Below are 16,862 nucleotides of genomic sequence, written 5' to 3' on the forward strand. Positions count from 1 at the left end.
AAAAACAATTAGTTAGTTTTTACCTCTATCTTTTTGCTTAAAGGTTTCTTTCTAGGGAGTTTGAGTTGTAGGACCCCGTTTTTAAGAACTGCGGAAATTTTTTCTTCATCCACAGGTTCAGATACAAGGAAAGTCCTTTTATAATCTCCGGTCCCATACTCCGAATACCTTAAGTTTCCTTTAGGTTCGGAAATGTTGGTTTTTGCGGAGATCCTAAGCTCGTCCTTCTCTAAAGAAATTTCCAGATCGGACTCTTTTACTCCCGGAAGATCCAGAATTAGTAGATGTTCTTCTTCATTGGAATAAAGGTCTGTAGAAGGAGTATAAGTCGGTCTCGGTCTTTGGATCTTCTCCTGTTCTGTTGCCGATTTATCTTCTGTTTTTAGTAATTCTGATACGCTCATTTTTTTTCTCCTTATGCCTTTGCTTCGATACGGATCTTTCTTGGTTTTTCGCTCTCTAGAATTGGAAGCTCTAAGGTCAAAACTCCGTCTTTTACGGATGCTTCTACCTTTTCAGAATCTACTGCTACCGGCAGTTCTAGTCTGCGTTGGAATTTGCCTCTGGCTCTCTCTATTCTGCGCGGCCTATCTTGTGTGTATTCCTTCCACTCGCCTGAGATGGTAAGAAGGTTATGAGCCACAGTGATGTCCAGATCCTCGGGAGAAAGGCCCGGAACCTCGGCAGTTACTGAGATCTTGTCTTGGTCCGTATAGACATTTAGAGCAGGATAAACCTGTCCACCTTCTGAGACTGGATCGAATAAATTATGGAATCTATTTTGAATTCTTCTGACTTCGCTAAAAAAATTTGGGGTTCTCATTATCGCCTCCTGGGCATATTTAGCACTCATGTATATAGAGTGCTAAATATAAAAAAAGGTTTCAACTATTTTTTAAAAAATTAGCACTTTTTTAAAAAGAGTGCTAATTGGGGGAAGGGCCCAAATCCGGTCGATTCTTGCCCAAAACAGGCTTTTGGAAGCAAAAAAGAAGATATTCCATTTCCGGTTCGGAAGTAAGATTAGCCGAAATTTTAGACTTCTTAGGCATTTCTTTCAGACCAGAAAGGAGAAATTTTGAACCCGGAGCCCAATCTGAAAAAGAACAGAATACTTTTGATCCGTTGTAAAGATGAGGCAGGACTGATCCATCGGATCACCGGCTTTTTGGCGAATATCGGTGCCAATATAGTCGGGAACCAGGAGTTCGTGGAACCGCTGGAGAAAGTATTCTTCATGAGAACTGAATATTCTTTGGAGAACGACGCTAAAGAAGAAGGTTTGATTTCCGAACTTGCAAAAATCCTTCCGAAAGACGCAGTTCTTACTTTATCGAACCCAAGACTTCCTAAAGTGGTTTTACTCGCCACCAAGGAGCCTCATTGTTTGGGTGATATTCTTCTTCGCTGGAGATATGGAGAATTGCCCATGGAACTTTTGGGTGTAGTCTCTAATCACGAAGTTTTAGGGGACTTAGTACGGGATTTTAAACTTCCTTTTCATTGTATTTCTAGTGAAGGATTGAGTAGGGAAGAACATGAGAATCGACTGGATTCTTATTTGAAAATGTTCCAACCGGATTGGATAGTTCTCGCAAAATATATGAGAATACTCACTCCCGAATTCGTAAAAAAATGGGAACATCGTATATTAAATATCCATCATTCGTTTTTACCTGCGTTCGTCGGGGCGAAACCGTACGAACAAGCATATAAACGCGGAGTTAAGATCATAGGCGGGACAGCTCATATCGTGACTGAAAATTTGGATGAAGGACCTATTTTAGTTCAGGACGTCTGTCATGTGGACCACGGTTATTCTCCTGAACGTTTGGTTTTATACGGAAGAGATCTGGAGAAGGTAGTCTTGTCTAAGGCTCTACGTCTACTTTTGGAAGATAGAGTGATGATCTTTCAAAATAGAACGGTCATTTTCGAATAGATTATATACTACTATAATATTAGGTTTTTAGAACATATATGAAATTGAAATACTTAGGCTTTATTTTTTCCTTACTGTTAGCTTGTATTCCTCCGGTGTTTTCCTTTTACGGTTATGTTCCTCAGCCCGTCGGGGCAATGTTTTTTATATTCCTGATTGCTGCAGGATTATGGATCTTCGAGATTATTCCGGGTCACGCAACTTCTATTCTGATCATATTTGCCGAGATCATCCTTTTTTCGAATCCGGGTAAATGGGAATTTTTGAAACAATACGCAGGGCCTGGAAAACCGAATCCACCAGCTGTGTTCTTAGCGTCGCTTGCCGATTCAGCGGTCGTCCTATTCTTAGGAAGTTTTGCGTTAGCTAAGTCTTGTGTAAAAGTAGGGGTGGATCGTTGGTTGGCAAATCGGGTTTTGCCTTATTTCGGGACTTCCCCAAAATACGTTCTACTAGGGCTCATGTGTATTACTGCGACAATTTCCCTTTGGATGAGTAATACCGCCACAGCATCTTTGATGATCGCTTTAGTGTTCCCATTGCTGATGGTCTTGGATAAGGATGAAAAATTTAGAAAAGCGGTCCTGATCGGGATCCCATTTGCAGCGAATTTAGGGGGGATCGGAACTCCGATCGGTTCTCCGCCGAATGTGATCGCATTCGCTAATTTGAAAAATCAGGGATATGGGGATTATATTTCTTTCGGGAGCTGGATGTTTGTTGCGGTTCCACTTTTGATCATTCTACTTTTTGCAGCCTGGCTTTGGCTTCTACGCGCATTTCCTGCAAGCGATGGTTTAACACTTTCTCTTCGTTATGAAACTATTTCGGAAGAAGGTTCGGAGAAAAAGCTCAGATTTGTTTTGTTTGGGTTTTTGTGTACGGTACTTCTATGGTTGACCGAATCATTTCATGGAATTCCTGCAGGAGTTGTGGCTTTATTTCCGCTTCTTCTTTTTACTTCGTTTGGAATATTAGAATCCAATGATTTACGTTCTTTGGAATGGGATGTTTTGATCTTAGTTGCAGGAGGGATCGCTCTAGGCACAGGGATAGAAAAAAGCGGGGCAGGGATATGGTTCGGAGAATTGATCGGCAAACAAGCAGGCCCGGGAGAAAGTCTTTGGGTGCTTGGTATCTTCTTTTCGATCGGACTTTTTCTTTCTACGTTCTTATCCAATACTGCCACCGCAAATCTTTTAGTTCCATTGGCCCTTCCCGTCGCAGCATTATTACTTCCTGGAAATGAATCTTATGCGATCCAATTAGTTTTAGGATCTGCGTTAGGTGCGTCTTTGGCAATGTCGTTACCTGTATCCACTCCTCCGAATGCCGTGGCCTATGCCGTAGGAGGTTTTGAGATCAAGGATATGGCTAAAGTGGGTGTGAGGATCGGACTTTTGGGACTGGTTCTGGTCCTTTTGGGATTTTTGATCTTTCAGTGAGCTTGTGCTGAAATTGCCTTGAAAGGGTATTATCTAAGAATAAACGATAAAAAAACAGGAATGATCCTAACGCGGATTAGATGAAAATTTTGGAAATACAAGTTAGTTGCTTGTTGTTTCGTGCATGTGTCCCGCTTTTCAAAGAGTTTTATTCCAGATTTCCTTAGTTTCTTCTCTTTCTATTTCTTGCACCGGATCAAATCAACCTGATCTTACATCTGCGTTAGCTCTCGCTTTCAGTGATTTTGTGCAGCCGCCTACTCAGTCTCCTTCCGGTCCCCAAAAACCTTGGCCTAAATTTTTAGGGGTTTTTGGCAGCACTACTTTCGCAACTGGAGCGAGTACAGATCCCGACGGAAATATAGTCGCGACCGGATTCACAGAAGGAAATTTGGGCGGGCAACCTATGCTTGGCAAAATGGATTCTTATATTACAAAATACGATGAAGAGGGCAAAAAACTTTGGATCAGGCATTTGGGAGGAGGCCCTAAAGACTTCTCTAAAGGAAGTACTTACGGTCTCGCTGTAAAAACCGACAAGGATGGAAACGTTTTAAGTACAGGAATGACGGTTGTAGAGAAGTTGGATGGGCAGAATAAAATCGGATACCAAGACGCTTATTTATCAAAATATGATAAGGACGGAAATAAAAAATGGACCAGAATGATTGGTGGAGGGAGTAACACTGATTTTCATTTTGGAACTTCCGCAGGTAGAGGCGTTACCTCCGACCAGTCGGGGAATATTTACGTTAACGGTACTACGAATGCGGATACATTTTTCGGCGAAACGAATCCAGGAGGACATGACGGTCATTTTATAGTCAAGTATGATCCGGATGGAAACCGAGTATGGGCGAGAATGGCCCGCAATACGAATCCGGATAATCATGAATCGATCGCAGGAGACCTTACGATAGATTCGAATGGAGAAATCTATTTTGTGGGAGCTGCTCAAGGCGGTTTTGATGATCAGAGCGAGATAGGGACTGAGGATGCTCTTCTGATCAAGTATGATTCGGATGGAAATAAACTTTGGGTCCGGTTATTAGGTGTTCCGGGTCAAATTTCCGTTGCAAATGATGTTGGTTTAGATCCGGATCGAAATATTTACATAGTGGGGATTACTTCTGGAGAGCTAGATGGTCAAACTCCTATCGGAACAACTGATACTTTTATAGTAAAATACGATAAAGATGGAAACAAGTTGTGGACCAGACTTATTGGAAATCCTGACTATTCCGATTTTTTCAGAGCGGAAACCCAAGGATTCGGAATTACTGTCGATCCAAATGGGAATTCGTATATCGCTGGAACGATCTCTGCGGCAAAAATACTTTTTAGTAATTCGATAAATAGCGCTTTCGCGGCAAAATTTGACACAGCTGGGAATTTAGTCTGGTCGAATTTGAAATATATGGAAGAGGTCACAAAATGTGAGGTCCATGCCCAAGATGTAGTTCTGGGTATGAATGATTCTTTTTTTGTAGTAGGTTATACTTCCTGTCTTCTAAGTATATTGGACCCTGTTAACGGTATCAATAGCCTTTTTATTTCTAAAGAATCTCTGTAAGGGTTTTTCTTTTTTCAGTATTTTATTTCCGAAAACGAATCGGGACCTAAAACTGTCCCGAAACATGCAGTTTTTCCGAAAACAATTCATTTACTCGATTCCTGTCCTTTTTTATTTTCCGTTTTTACTCTTGTTTGCGTGTGCTGGAGTTCCGGAAAATCCAGCCGGATCTGAAAAACCTCCGGAACCACAGACAAATATCGTAGATAAGATCGGAACCCAAATAGAAAAGTTATTCGGAAAGGAAGAAGACCCCGAAGTAGTAAAGGTCCTGTTGGGTGGAGACGTTATGTTTAACTGGGGGATCCGGGACACAATCAAGTCCAAAGGAGAATTGGCCCCTGTCAAAGGACTAAAATCCGTTTTTGAAAGTGCAGACCTGAGAGTTTTAAATTTAGAGACCCCGGTAGTATCCGAAAAAAGTTGGGATCACGGCAAGGCTTATGTTTTCCAAGCGAGAGAATCCGATCTGGAGAGTATGAGTTTTTTAGGAGTGGATCTTGTCTCTCTGGGAAACAATCATGCAATGGATCATGGTCTGGAAGGATTGGAAGAAACTCTCAAGTTTTTAGGCGATAGAAATATTGCTTCTATCGGCGCAGGAAAAAATTTAGAATTCGCTTTTCGTCCCTGGATCTGGGAAGGGAAGGATACTTATCTTAGGGTTTATTCCGCCACGAATGTAGCGGAAGGTAGATCTCATTATGCAGGGCAAAGTCCCGGTGTTATGCCTTTGGATCCGGAACTGATCTTAAAAAAATTCCAGATAGAAAAATTCCAATTAAATTCAATTAGGAACGGATCTCGCGGTCCTAAAAAAGATAAAAAATCAAAAACAATATCTACCGGAAAACAATTCAGGATACTTTCTCTTCATTGGGGAGTGGAGTATTCTCCTTTTCCTACGATGGAACAGAGAAAGATCGCAAAGACCTTGGCCGACGGTGGATTGGATATTATAGTAGGACATCACCCTCATATTCCCCAAGGTATCGAAAAGATAGGTAACACGATCGTATTTTATTCTTTAGGAAACCTGATCTTCGGAAGTAGGAACGCCTACTTAAACCATAACTTAATCGTAATACTCCATATTAAAAAAAGCAAATTGATCAATATTGAGCTTGTTCCTATTTTCGGGAAATTCCAAAATGAGGATCATTTGGTCAGACCACTGGAAGGAAAGGAAGCTGAGAGTTTTTTAAAAGAAATCGCGGTCCTTTCCCAAGACTTGGGCACTAAGGTCCGGATCGATGGGGACAGAGGTTGGGTGGAGCTAGACTAAGTCACGTATGCCCAGTTCTCCATTCTTAGGCCCGGAATTTTTTGGAAATGTTTTTCGTTATTCGTAACTAAGGTATAATTCAAATACAAAGCTGTGGACCCGATGAGTAGATCGAAATCCTCTACAGTATTTCCTTTTTTCTGTTGGATAGCCTTGAGTTCTCCATATGTTTCCATAATTCCTTCGGTCAATTGTATCACTGGAAAAAGTTCGGCAATTCTTCGGACGGTTGCCAGATTTCTTTCCTTGTAGGTGGATTTCTGGGCTCCAAAGATCAATTCTCCATAAGTGATTACGGAAAGCGATTTGATGGAGTTCTTACGGTCCAAAAAATTTTGCCGAACGATCGGATCTTCCTTTAAACTATAGATGATAATGTCCGTATCAATCAAATAGCTCATCTGCATCCTTTCCTAAAGTGTTCTTGGTTCGAGAGGAGCGTATATCCTTTACGATCTTGTCCGGACTTCTGTCGTCCACCCAGGAACCTGATAATTCCAAGAAACCCAAGGTCTTACGTTCGGATTCTTTGTTATCGTGCGCTAAATAGTTTTCGATTAGAAGTACTACTTCTTGGCTTACGGATCTGTGTTCCATTTCTGCCCTCCTTTTTAATGCTTCGTAGAGTCTGTCGTCTATGTCCCTGACTTGTAAGTTTGCCATATTCTAAACCTCCCAGAAAATGGTGGGCTAGTTTCATGAAATTGAAAGCAGAATTCATGAATTATGGAGACTTAAAACGGAAAAGACATTTCTCTCGCATTTTTGGAGAGTCAAAGAATGGATTTATAAAATTGGAATTAGAAATGAAGAAGGTCATCGGAATATTGATTCCAATTACGCCTTAGCGCCATTTTGGGAGCTAAGATGCCAAGATCTATTCCACTTGACCCCTTGCCCCCAAAGCCGAAAATAGGACAAAATTCGGTTCTTCTGCTCGCCGCATTTGCGCAGACGGGCATTTTCCCATAGGAGAAACTTTTGAGAAACTACGAGATTACTACAATCACGCGTTCCACCGCGAAGGAAGTAGCTAAAACTGAGGTCCTTGAGATCTTCAAAAAGCATTCCATCAACGTGACCGCAGAAGAAGATTGGGGTCAAAAAAAACTTTGGCATCCAATCCAACACCAAGACTACGGAATATTCACTCACTTCAAAGTGAATGCAGAACAATCCGCCTTAGAAAAGGTAGAGCGTGACTTTGGTCTGAACCAAAATTTACTGCGCTCTATGATCGTCCGCCTCAATGGCTAACGATATCAATCGGGTGACCCTTGTTGGGCGCCTGACCCGTGACCCGGAATTTAAAACCGTAAACGGGACTTCTCTTGTGAATTTTTCCTTAGCTAACGGTCGCACTTATGTAACCGGCGGAGAGAAAAAAGAGGAAACTCATTTTTTCGACTGCGAGGCTTGGGGAAAAGGCGCGGATATCATCCAGCAATACTGCAAAAAAGGCAAACAACTCGTGATCGAGGGACGCCTTAAGCAGGATACCTGGGAAACCATGGAAGGCAAGAAGGCCTCCCGCATTCGTATCGTCGTGGAAAATTTCCAGATGATAGGTGGTGCAAGGGAGAATGGAAGCGGAGAGTACGGCTCTTCTGCTAATAGCGGATCTTCTTCTTATTCATCTGCTCAAGATGATATGGGAAGTTCTGCGATGGACGACGATATACCTTTTTAACGAGGATAAATAATAATCATGTCAGATAATGAAACACAAGAAGAATTAAAGCAGGAAGTTACTGCTGAGGGCATGCCTTTAGACCAAGAAGGAGGACGCCCCCCTAAAAAACAAAACAAGTATAAGAAGAAAGTTTGCCGTTTTACTGCAGACCCTGAACTTGCTAAACAGATTAATTATAAGAACACCGAACTTTTGGAAAGATTTATTACAAACCGTGGTAAGATTATTCCAAGAAGAATTACCGGAACTTCTGCAAAGTATCAAAGAATACTCGCAAGAGAGATCCGCAAAGCACGCAGCATCGGTCTTCTACCGTTCAAAGTAAACTAAGGAGAAACTAATGAGAGTAATATTACAAAAAGATGTTTCTAACTTAGGAGACGCTGGAGACGTTAAGGAAGTTGCGGACGGTTTCGCTCGTAATTATCTTTTTCCTCAAAGACTCGCTGTAAGAGCTTCCGAAGGTAAGACCAAAATGGCTCTTCACCAAAGGAAACTTGCGGACCTTAAAAAAGAAAAACGCAAAAAAGATATGGAATCCATATCCGGCGGACTGAACGGAAAAGAGTTCGAAATTTCCGTTAAGACCGGAGGTGGGGATAAACTTTTTGGAGCGGTAACTCCTGCTGATGTAGCAGCTTTGTTAAAAACCGCAGGATTCGAACTAGACAAACGTAAGATCGAATTCCCTGAGCCTATCCGTAACCTAGGTTCCTATAAATTAAAAGTGCGTCTTGCAGAAGGTATCCTCCCAACTATCACTGTACATGTGAAGAAAGAAGAAGCCGTTTCTACCGAAGCGTAAGCCGGAGCAAGAATGCAAGCCGACTCCTTGTTTGAACTGGAATCCGAGAAATCTTTTCTCGGATTCCTACTTCTTAAAGGAGCGGATAATCTAATCGATATTCCTCTCGTTCCAGAGGATTTTTACCAAGACACAAACAGAAGAATTTACAAGGCAATCCTGGACCTTGTGGACAAAAGGACCGCTGTAGATCCGGTTTCCGTCCTAAACTTTTTAAAAGAAAACTCACTACTCAAAGATCCTGAAAGAGAATATGAATACATTTATTCTCTCTATAAGGATTCTGTGGTTTCCCATCCACTGGGTTATTATGCGGAAAGGATCAAACGTCTTTCCGAAAGAAGAAAATATTCTAAATTATTAATGAATGCTCTGGAGCTGATCCAGAAAGAGCCGGGCGAAAACGAGTCTGTATTCAATCAAATTGAACAGAGCCTTACAGAAGTCTCCAGATCTGCGGATGTAAAAGGACTTCTTCCTGTTTCCGGGGACAAGGCGGCTCTCTCCGAATATATCAAAGAGATCATGGAGAGTAGGGGCCAGATCAAAGGTCTTAGAACTAATTTTACCCAGTTCGATGAGATGACTTCCGGCTTAAAAGAATACGAGATGATGGTCCTGGCTGCGAGACCTGGTAACGGTAAGACTACCTTAGCTTTGAATATAGCATCCAATGTGGCTCTAATTCATAACCGACCTGTGGTCATTTTCTCCTTAGAGATGAGTAGAATGGAGCTTCTACTCAAACTGGTCTGTTCCTATGCTCAGGTAGAATCCAATAAATTAAAACGTTCCGAAGTGACCAAGTCGGATGCGCCTAAATTGATCGATGCAATTATCAAGGTAACATCTTCTCCTATTTATATAGATGACTCCGGCGCGCTGAGTGTGGACGATTTTAAGGGAAGGGTTCGTAAACTTCTTACTAACGAAAATCTTGGCCTCATCATCGTCGATTATCTTCAGCTCATGAACGATCCGAAAAATAGGGATGGGGGAAGACAACAAGAGGTCTCCTCGATATCTAGGGCGCTCAAGCAGATGGCAAAAGAAGCCAGATGTCCGGTGATCGCACTTTCTCAGATGAACCGATCCATAGAGCAAAGATCCAAGGACCAAAGACCACAACTCGCGGACTTAAGAGAGTCGGGCGCGATCGAGCAGGATGCGGATATTGTTACATTCATCTATCGTGGAGAGAAGGGTAAGGACGAAGAGGAAGATCCTAGAATGAAAGGAATGGCGGAGATCATCATCGCCAAAAACAGGTCCGGACCAACAGGTTCTTTTCCACTTGCCTTCCGACCTGAACTTTCCAGATTTGATAACGTGTAGTCCTGCGGACTGGATCCTAGGACCATCACTTTTGCTGCTTGCTTGTCTGTTTTCGAAAAATATTCGAAATCGAGTTATTATATTATTAAATAAGGAACTGGAATTTCTTTGGAAGATTGGATTTTAGAAGGTTATAGATCAAGAGCCTGGGCGGGAGAAATATCCGAAGCCCAAGAAGGTAAAACTCTCACTTTATTCGGTTGGTCTTTCCGATTCCGGGACCAAGGCGGGGTCATTTTTGTGGATCTCCGAGACAGAACCGGGATCCTGCAAGTAGTATTACGTAAAGAGATCCTGGAGGAGCATTTTACTGCGGCAGAAAAGATCCGCTCAGAGTATGTGATCGCAGTCCAAGGAAAGCTTAGGAAACGTGATGCGGAAAGTATCAATCCTAAGATGAAAACCGGGACGATCGAACTTGTGGTAGATCGACTGATCATTCTGAACCAAGCCAAAACCCCTCCATTCTCCTTGGATGAGTTCGAAGAGATCTCGGAAGAAAACCGACTCAAATATAGATACTTGGATTTCAGAAGGGATGAACTCAAAAACAGGATGTTGAAACGCCATGAGTTCGTATTCGCAATTCGTAATTATCTAAACTCACGCAAATTTGTGGAGATAGAAACTCCGATCTTGAACAAATCCACTCCGGAAGGTGCACGCGACTTTTTGGTACCTTCCCGTCTAAACCCGAATTCATTTTACGCACTTCCTCAATCTCCTCAGATCTTCAAACAGATACTGATGGTTGGTGGAATGGAGAGATATTTCCAGATCGTAAAATGTTTCCGAGACGAGGATCTAAGGGCAGACAGACAGCCTGAGTTCACACAGTTGGATATGGAATTCTCTTTTGTTTCCCAAGAAGAGATCCTTTCCGAGATCGAAGGATTATTCTCCCAAGTGATGAAGGATGTGTTTGGTCTGGATTTCAAGGGTCCATTCTCTAGAATGCCTTATAAACAAGCCATGGAGGAATACGGTTCCGACAAACCGGACCTTCGTTTTGGAATGAAACTGGTGGATGTTTCCGAAATCGTAAAAGATTCAGATTTCCAAGTATTTGCAGGTGCGGTTGCAAACGGCGGAGTCGTAAAAGCGGTTTGTGTTCCGGGCGGTTCTGTGATTTCCAGAAAAGAGATAGAAGATCTAACCGCTTGGTTGAACAGAGATTATAAAGCAAAAGGCCTTGCATACATGAAACACGGGGCAGAAGGATTGGAATCTACTATTACAAAAAGATTCACTCCGGAAGCTCTTTCCAAAATTGCGAGCGCGGTAGGCTCTAAAGAAGGGGACATGATCTTTTTCGGAGCCGACGAAAGAGAGATTGTAAACCATTCTCTAGGCGCTCTTCGTCTGAAACTTTCGGAAAGATTTGACAAACCTGCAGAAGGAAGCTTTCATATTTCCTGGATCGTGGACTTTCCGATGTTCGAATGGAACAAGGACCTCAAACGCTGGGATGCCTTGCACCATCCGTTCACTTCTCCTGGAGATTCCAGTTTGGAAATTTTTTCTTCCGAGGAAAGACTCCAGAAAGAAGCTGGGAACGCACTTGCAAAAGCCTATGATCTGGTGCTGAACGGGGTTGAGATCGGTGGAGGTTCCATTCGTATCCATTCCAAAGATGTGCAGACTCGAGTCTTCTCCACTTTGGGGATCGGACCGGAGGAAGCTAAAGAAAAATTCGGTTTCTTATTGGAAGCCTTGGAATATGGGGCACCTCCTCACGGAGGGATTGCATTCGGTATCGATAGGATCTTGATGCTGATGACCGGCGGAAAATCTATCCGAGATGTGATCGCATTCCCTAAAACACAAAAGGGTGTTTGTTTGATGAGCGAATGTCCGTCTGAAGTGGAAGAGAAACAGCTCCAAGAATTGAAGCTTAGGTTAATAAAGGTTTAATCGTATCAGGAAAGAACAGTTTACTTTCGAAAACCAAGACCTGTATCGTAAGATCTGCGGGATCAACGATACGGGTGTCAGAAATTTGGAAAAACAATTGGAGATCGATCTAATCCCTAGAGGGAACGGTTTCCAAGTGGAAGGAATTCCCACAAAGGTGGAATTCGCTTTGGATTTTTTCAGATTATTGGAAACAAATTATCGCGACCGGCCGGACCGTGATTTTACGGACCAATTTGATTTCGGTTATCTTCTGAAACAAGCCACTCGGGAAAAGAAGAAGGAAGAGCGTAAGTCTGATGACGAACCGTTCAAACCTAGCGAAAAGATTCTCACCACATACAAGGGAAAACATCTTTATTCCAGGACGAAAAACCAGGAAAAGTATATTCAATCTTTCTTAAATAATTTGATCACTTTCGGGATCGGGCCCGCCGGAACCGGAAAAACATTCCTTTCAGTTGCAATGGCCTGTAGATTTTTACAGAATGGGATCGTAGATAAGATCGTCTTAACTAGGCCCGCAGTGGAAGCCGGAGAAAATCTAGGATTTTTGCCTGGGGATCTGAACCAAAAAGTAGATCCTTATCTTCGTCCGGTATATGATGCTTTGAATGAATGTATCGGTTTTGAAAAAACCCAAGAGTATATAGCACTTACTAAAATAGAGATCGCGCCAGTCGCGTTCATGAGAGGACGGACGCTTTCCAAAAGTTTTATCATTTTGGACGAGGCCCAAAACTGTACTCTGGCTCAACTAAAAATGATTATGACCCGTTTGGGGCGTAATTCCAGAATGTGTATCTCCGGGGACGTGACCCAAATCGATCTAGAACATGGTAGATCCGGTTTCGATCGTGTGGTAAACTTGTTCAGACAAACCGAAGGGATCGGGCAGGTATTTTTCGGAAAAGAAGATATCACGAGACACCCTCTGGTAGAGACCATTGTTAGGAAGTTTGAGGAATTGTAATGTTTCCCTTGGGATCACTTTTAGAAAGAGGAATGGCTTGGATCACGGATACTTTGACCAAGATCCGTCCGATTTCTTTCGTGAGAAAATTCCAAGTAATCCTCACGGCGATCACTTTGATCATCGTAACCTGGATGCTCGCGATCCCGTTCTTTGGTCAGGACAAAATTAATCTTTCTCAAGACGGTCCTTATTCGGAAGGCAAGAATGCTTTGGATAAGGTTGTCTCAACTAAAGATATTGTTTACGAAGACGAAGAAAAAACGAAGGCCAAAAGGCTAAAAGCATTCCAATCCGCGCCGAATTTTTTCGATAGAGATTATAGAGTTCTAATAGAAGTAATTCGACCTGCGATCCAAGAGGATATGGAGAAGTATAGGGAACCAAAACCGACCGGAGAAGTGAAAACTTCCGCAGAATTATTGGCGGCAGTTCCTAGATGGAAGAACAGATCCAAGGAAGAGTTGGAACTCCTACTTAAGACCCCCGGGAAGTCCAGAGTTAGGGATCTCGTTCAACAATATAGTAATTTAGTTTTTTCTAATTTTTGTATTTTAAGGGACCAGCCTGCGGATTACTCCGCGATCCGTTCCGCTGAGGCGAGAATCCGTAATTCTGGAGCGAGCGGAAATAAGGAACAGATCTCTTCTGTCGAAGGAACGCTCGTGATCCCTCGAATGTATCTATATAGAGATAGCGCGACCGTAGATGCTTTGAACCGTCTGGCAGCGGAAAAATTACAGGCCACGGATCCTCAGCTACTTTCCGTGATCCAAAAACTTGCATTAACTTATTTGTATTCTAACCCCGCTTGTACTTTTAATGCGGAAGAAACCAAAAATCAGAAACAGGCCGTCATGGACAGAACGGAGCCTGTAAGTAGCCGGATCAACGCTGGAGAGACTATTGTAAAAGCAGGGGAGATCATTACTCCCGATATCTATCAGAAATTGTTGATAGTGAACCGTTATGCTACTCGAGCGAACATTGCGTCCATCATTTCTATTCTTCTTATTCAATCCATTTTTGTGATTATCGTATATGCGTTCTTGAAGAAGTATAATCCGAAACGATTGAACGATGTTTCGAGTAATGTGATCGTGTTCACTTTGATCTGGTCCTTGGTATTATGGGCTTACCTGGCATCTAAGGCGTTCTTCAGTTTTGAGAATAGTTACGATTCAGTCTTTTATTTTGCGCTTGTGATCCCGACCGGAATGGTTTGTTTGATCTTGTCGATGATCTATGACGAACAATTGTCGATTGCGATAGGATTTTTCCTATCCTTCTTCGTATTTGCCGCTTCTAGATACAATCCTACTTCTTTCATTCTTGCCTTCGTAATGACTGTGGTTGCGGCTACTTACGGAAGAAAAATGAGAAAGAGGATCGATTTTATCAAGGCCGGATTCTATATGGCACTTGTTCAAATGCTGATCTCTTCGTCGGGATATTTGTTCGATTCCAGGAATTACTGGGTAGCGGTTCCGTCAGGTTCCCATTTTAGGGACCTTTGGGAGTCCAATATATTCAGATTATATTTATTATGCTTAGTGAATGGATTCGTATGTTCTACTCTGACCCAGCTGCTTCTTCCTATCTACGAGTATGTATTCAATATTCCTACCAGATTTAAGTTATTAGAGCTTGCGGATACTGGGCATCCATTACTTCAGGATCTGCTGACCAAGGCTCCTTCTACGTATACCCATACTTTTTTAGTGGCCGCAATGTCTGAAAGAGCGGCTCAAAATTTGGAACTGGATTGGCTTTTGACTAGAGTTGGCGTGTATTTCCATGATATAGGTAAGATACCTAACGCAGGATTTTTCGTAGAGAACCAACACTTGATCCCTAAAAAGGAAAACATTGATAAGAACAACCCAGCTAAAGCCGCAAAAATAGTCATCGATCACGTTTTGGACGGGATAGAGATGGCTAAGAAGGCTAGGCTTCCTAGGGAAGTGATCGATTTTATTCCGGAGCATCACGGGACTTCCACCATGGCTTTCTTCTATCATAAGGCTCTAGCGGAACTTTCTCCTTCTCAAAAGAAAAAATTGAAAAAAGCGGACTTCCAATATCCAGGACCTAAACCTCAAAGAAAGGAAACAGCGATCGTGATGATCGCAGACAGTCTGGAAGCTGCGAGTAGATCCTTGGAAGAAGTAACTCCTGAAGCCCTAGATATTCTTATCACTAAGATTGTGAACGGAAAATTGGCGGAAAACCAATTGGATGAATGCGGACTTACTTTAGGAGATCTGGAAGTTGTAAAACATTCCTTTAAGGAAGTTCTTCTCTCTAGTCTTCACTCTAGACCTAAATATCCTAAACCTGAGGATACAAAAGCGTTAGAGGAGAAGAATAAAAATATACTGGGGAAACATACCCCTAAGAGCCACTGAATTGTTCGAGTTCTCCTCGGATTTCGATCCGAATTCTCTTCCACCTTGGTTATCCGAATCGTCTCTGGGATCTCGTTGGAAAATTTTAAGTGCATTCTCTTTTCCTAATGTAAATACCCAACTTTCTTTGGTCCTGACCGACGACGAATCTATCCAAGAATTGAATCGTGTCCGAAGAGGGAAGGACTATGCGACCGACGTTCTTTCTTTCCCTTTGAGTTTCGATCAGACTCCTTGGGAACTTCCCCCCAATAAAAAACAGAATTTCGGACCGATCTTGAGTTTAGGTGAGATCGTGATCTCTTGGGATACCTGTAAAGCCCAAGCTAAGAGTATAGGTCATAGCGAAGAGGATGAATTTTTCAGATTATTCGTACACGGATTTTTACATTTGATCGGTTATGATCATGAACGAGGAGAAGAAGACGAGGCTCTGATGAAGGAGAAGGAGGATCTATGTCTGGATCTAATCCTGGGGCCTTAAAAAAAACCACAGGTATTGTGATGGAAAGCCGTATCCTTCCCGAGGGAGACGCGTTTTTACGACTCCTGCCTGAAGAGGGGGAAGTGGGAAGTTTCCGAGTCAAAGGTATTAAAAAAAGTAAAACGAGACCCATCGCGGCGGTAGAACCGGGATCATTAACTGTGCTGGATTATTATTTTACCCAAGGTAGAGAAACGTTTAACGTAAAAGAGATAGGATTAATCAGAAGATTCGATAAGGCAAAGACAGGATATTCAGGTACCGTTTTGGTTTCGTATCTCGTAGAACTTGTTTCTTCCTTTTTAACCGAAGGAGGTTCTCATCCCATGGAATTTAAACTTCTTCTGGGGGCCTTGAAAGAATTGGACGAAGACGGTTATAAGCCGGTGTTTTTGCCTTTTTTCAAACTGAAGTTACTGTATGTGGGCGGTTTTTTGTCCAAGGAAATGGAATGCGCGAGTTGTGGAAAAAATCTATCAGAGATCCACTCCTGTAGTTTGGATGAGACACATTTCGAAATAGTTTGTGGGGATTGCGGAAATCCCCAGCCGGACAAGTACGGACTCGTATTATTCGTCCAAGATTGTTTGGCCTTGCGATACAGAGACCTAAAGGACAAAAAGATTTCCCTTGAACTCCTGAAGGAGGCGGATAGCTTAAGCAACCGGGCCTTAAAACCGCTCCTTGGAAAAAGACTTAAATCGGAACCTATGTTGTACGAATCCTTAGGGGAAAATCTTGGATAAACTTTTTAAAACCATATTTCTACTTATCTATACCGTGGGGCTGATCTTTCTGATCGTTCTTCAGGAAAGATGGGGAAAAAAGGATATCCCACCTCGTCCGGTAATCGCAGAGGTATCCAGAAATTGCCAATATCTTGAATGTATCCTAAGGGAGAAAAATCTGGTTCTCGGGGCCTTGGATAAAAGTTGGAAACTGATCGGAAACAAAAGGTTGTTTCCTGATTGGGATCATAATTCCCCTAAAAAATAGGAACTACTA

The 16,862-nt window shown here is 42.4% G+C and carries 19 protein-coding genes; 15 read left to right on the forward strand and 4 right to left on the reverse strand.

Annotated elements, in window-relative coordinates; all coding sequences use genetic code 11:
• Positions 1-8: 8 nt before the first annotated feature.
• Both LEP1GSC185_RS16980 and LEP1GSC185_RS16985 read right to left on the reverse strand, forming a co-directional pair.
• Positions 9-404: an Hsp20/alpha crystallin family protein gene (locus LEP1GSC185_RS16980; protein WP_008592159.1), complete on the reverse strand. Its 396-nt coding sequence runs from the start codon at positions 402-404 to the stop codon at positions 9-11.
• An 11-nt stretch (positions 405-415) separates the two neighbouring features.
• Entirely contained in the window at positions 416-823 is a 408-nt protein-coding gene (locus LEP1GSC185_RS16985; RefSeq protein WP_008592749.1) for an Hsp20/alpha crystallin family protein, read from the reverse strand.
• A 255-nt stretch (positions 824-1,078) separates the two neighbouring features.
• On the opposite strand from LEP1GSC185_RS16985, the gene purU reads away from it, so the two are divergent.
• From purU to LEP1GSC185_RS17005, 4 genes are all read left to right on the forward strand, one after another.
• The gene (gene purU, locus LEP1GSC185_RS16990) at positions 1,079-1,942 is read left to right on the forward strand and encodes a formyltetrahydrofolate deformylase (RefSeq protein ID WP_008592512.1); all 864 of its coding nucleotides are present in this window, start codon (positions 1,079-1,081) and stop codon (positions 1,940-1,942) included.
• Positions 1,943-1,980: 38 nt separating this feature from the next.
• Positions 1,981-3,387, forward strand: a complete 1,407-nt coding sequence (locus LEP1GSC185_RS16995) for an SLC13 family permease (protein ID WP_008592627.1) — start codon at positions 1,981-1,983, stop codon at positions 3,385-3,387.
• A gap of 106 nt (positions 3,388-3,493) precedes the next feature.
• On the forward strand, positions 3,494-4,960 hold the full coding sequence (locus tag LEP1GSC185_RS17000) for an SBBP repeat-containing protein (protein WP_232298460.1): 1,467 nt from the start codon (positions 3,494-3,496) through the stop codon (positions 4,958-4,960).
• A 64-nt stretch (positions 4,961-5,024) separates the two neighbouring features.
• Positions 5,025-6,245, forward strand: coding sequence for a CapA family protein (locus LEP1GSC185_RS17005; RefSeq protein ID WP_008592999.1), 1,221 nt, complete (start codon positions 5,025-5,027; stop codon positions 6,243-6,245).
• Here the strand turns inward: LEP1GSC185_RS17005 and LEP1GSC185_RS17010 are convergent.
• Together LEP1GSC185_RS17010 and LEP1GSC185_RS17015 are read right to left on the reverse strand one after the other, a co-directional pair.
• Positions 6,242-6,646, reverse strand: a complete 405-nt coding sequence (locus tag LEP1GSC185_RS17010; protein ID WP_008592337.1) for a type II toxin-antitoxin system VapC family toxin — start codon at positions 6,644-6,646, stop codon at positions 6,242-6,244. The two genes, LEP1GSC185_RS17005 and LEP1GSC185_RS17010, sit on opposite strands and share 4 nt — an antisense overlap.
• Positions 6,630-6,908, reverse strand: a complete 279-nt coding sequence (locus LEP1GSC185_RS17015; protein ID WP_008592560.1) for a FitA-like ribbon-helix-helix domain-containing protein — start codon at positions 6,906-6,908, stop codon at positions 6,630-6,632. The genes LEP1GSC185_RS17010 and LEP1GSC185_RS17015 overlap by 17 nt, the downstream gene beginning before the upstream one ends.
• A 318-nt stretch (positions 6,909-7,226) precedes the next feature.
• Between LEP1GSC185_RS17015 and rpsF the strand changes: the two genes are divergently transcribed.
• The 11 genes from rpsF to LEP1GSC185_RS17070 all read left to right on the forward strand — a co-directional run bounded on the left by rpsF (position 7,227) and on the right by LEP1GSC185_RS17070 (position 16,853).
• Positions 7,227-7,502 carry a 30S ribosomal protein S6 gene (rpsF, locus tag LEP1GSC185_RS17020; protein WP_008592451.1) on the forward strand — a complete coding sequence of 92 codons (276 nt, stop codon included), beginning with the start codon at positions 7,227-7,229 and terminating at the stop codon, positions 7,500-7,502.
• Positions 7,495-7,935, forward strand: coding sequence for a single-stranded DNA-binding protein (locus LEP1GSC185_RS17025; RefSeq protein WP_008592888.1), 441 nt, complete (start codon positions 7,495-7,497; stop codon positions 7,933-7,935). Before rpsF ends, LEP1GSC185_RS17025 begins: the two co-directional genes overlap by 8 nt.
• Before the next feature lie 18 nt (positions 7,936-7,953).
• Positions 7,954-8,268: a 30S ribosomal protein S18 gene (rpsR, locus tag LEP1GSC185_RS17030; RefSeq protein WP_008592731.1), complete on the forward strand. Its 315-nt coding sequence runs from the start codon at positions 7,954-7,956 to the stop codon at positions 8,266-8,268.
• Between the two features lie 10 nt (positions 8,269-8,278).
• A complete protein-coding gene (gene rplI / locus LEP1GSC185_RS17035) occupies positions 8,279-8,743 on the forward strand; it encodes a 50S ribosomal protein L9 (protein ID WP_008592149.1) in 465 nt (154 codons plus the stop codon).
• 12 nt (positions 8,744-8,755) lie between these two features.
• Positions 8,756-10,078, forward strand: a complete 1,323-nt coding sequence (gene dnaB, locus LEP1GSC185_RS17040; protein ID WP_008593036.1) for a replicative DNA helicase — start codon at positions 8,756-8,758, stop codon at positions 10,076-10,078.
• A 108-nt stretch (positions 10,079-10,186) separates the two neighbouring features.
• Positions 10,187-11,992: an aspartate--tRNA ligase gene (gene aspS / locus LEP1GSC185_RS17045; protein ID WP_008592312.1), complete on the forward strand. Its 1,806-nt coding sequence runs from the start codon at positions 10,187-10,189 to the stop codon at positions 11,990-11,992.
• A 4-nt stretch (positions 11,993-11,996) separates the two neighbouring features.
• Positions 11,997-12,965 (forward strand): PhoH family protein, encoded by a 969-nt coding sequence (locus tag LEP1GSC185_RS17050; RefSeq protein ID WP_024864053.1) that lies wholly within the window; start codon positions 11,997-11,999, stop codon positions 12,963-12,965.
• Positions 12,965-15,373: an HD family phosphohydrolase gene (locus LEP1GSC185_RS17055; protein ID WP_008592080.1), complete on the forward strand. Its 2,409-nt coding sequence runs from the start codon at positions 12,965-12,967 to the stop codon at positions 15,371-15,373. Before LEP1GSC185_RS17050 ends, LEP1GSC185_RS17055 begins: the two co-directional genes overlap by 1 nt.
• 64 nt (positions 15,374-15,437) lie before the next feature.
• Positions 15,438-15,857 (forward strand): rRNA maturation RNase YbeY, encoded by a 420-nt coding sequence (gene ybeY / locus LEP1GSC185_RS17060; protein WP_415857740.1) that lies wholly within the window; start codon positions 15,438-15,440, stop codon positions 15,855-15,857.
• Positions 15,830-16,603, forward strand: coding sequence for a DNA repair protein RecO (gene recO / locus LEP1GSC185_RS17065; protein WP_008592565.1), 774 nt, complete (start codon positions 15,830-15,832; stop codon positions 16,601-16,603). The genes ybeY and recO overlap by 28 nt, the downstream gene beginning before the upstream one ends.
• Positions 16,596-16,853: a hypothetical protein gene (locus LEP1GSC185_RS17070; protein WP_008592434.1), complete on the forward strand. Its 258-nt coding sequence runs from the start codon at positions 16,596-16,598 to the stop codon at positions 16,851-16,853. The genes recO and LEP1GSC185_RS17070 overlap by 8 nt, the downstream gene beginning before the upstream one ends.
• The last annotated feature ends 9 nt before the right edge of the window (positions 16,854-16,862 follow it).

Source organism: Leptospira licerasiae serovar Varillal str. VAR 010 (genome assembly GCF_000244755.1).
Taxonomy (GTDB): Bacteria; Spirochaetota; Leptospiria; order Leptospirales; family Leptospiraceae; genus Leptospira_B; species Leptospira_B licerasiae.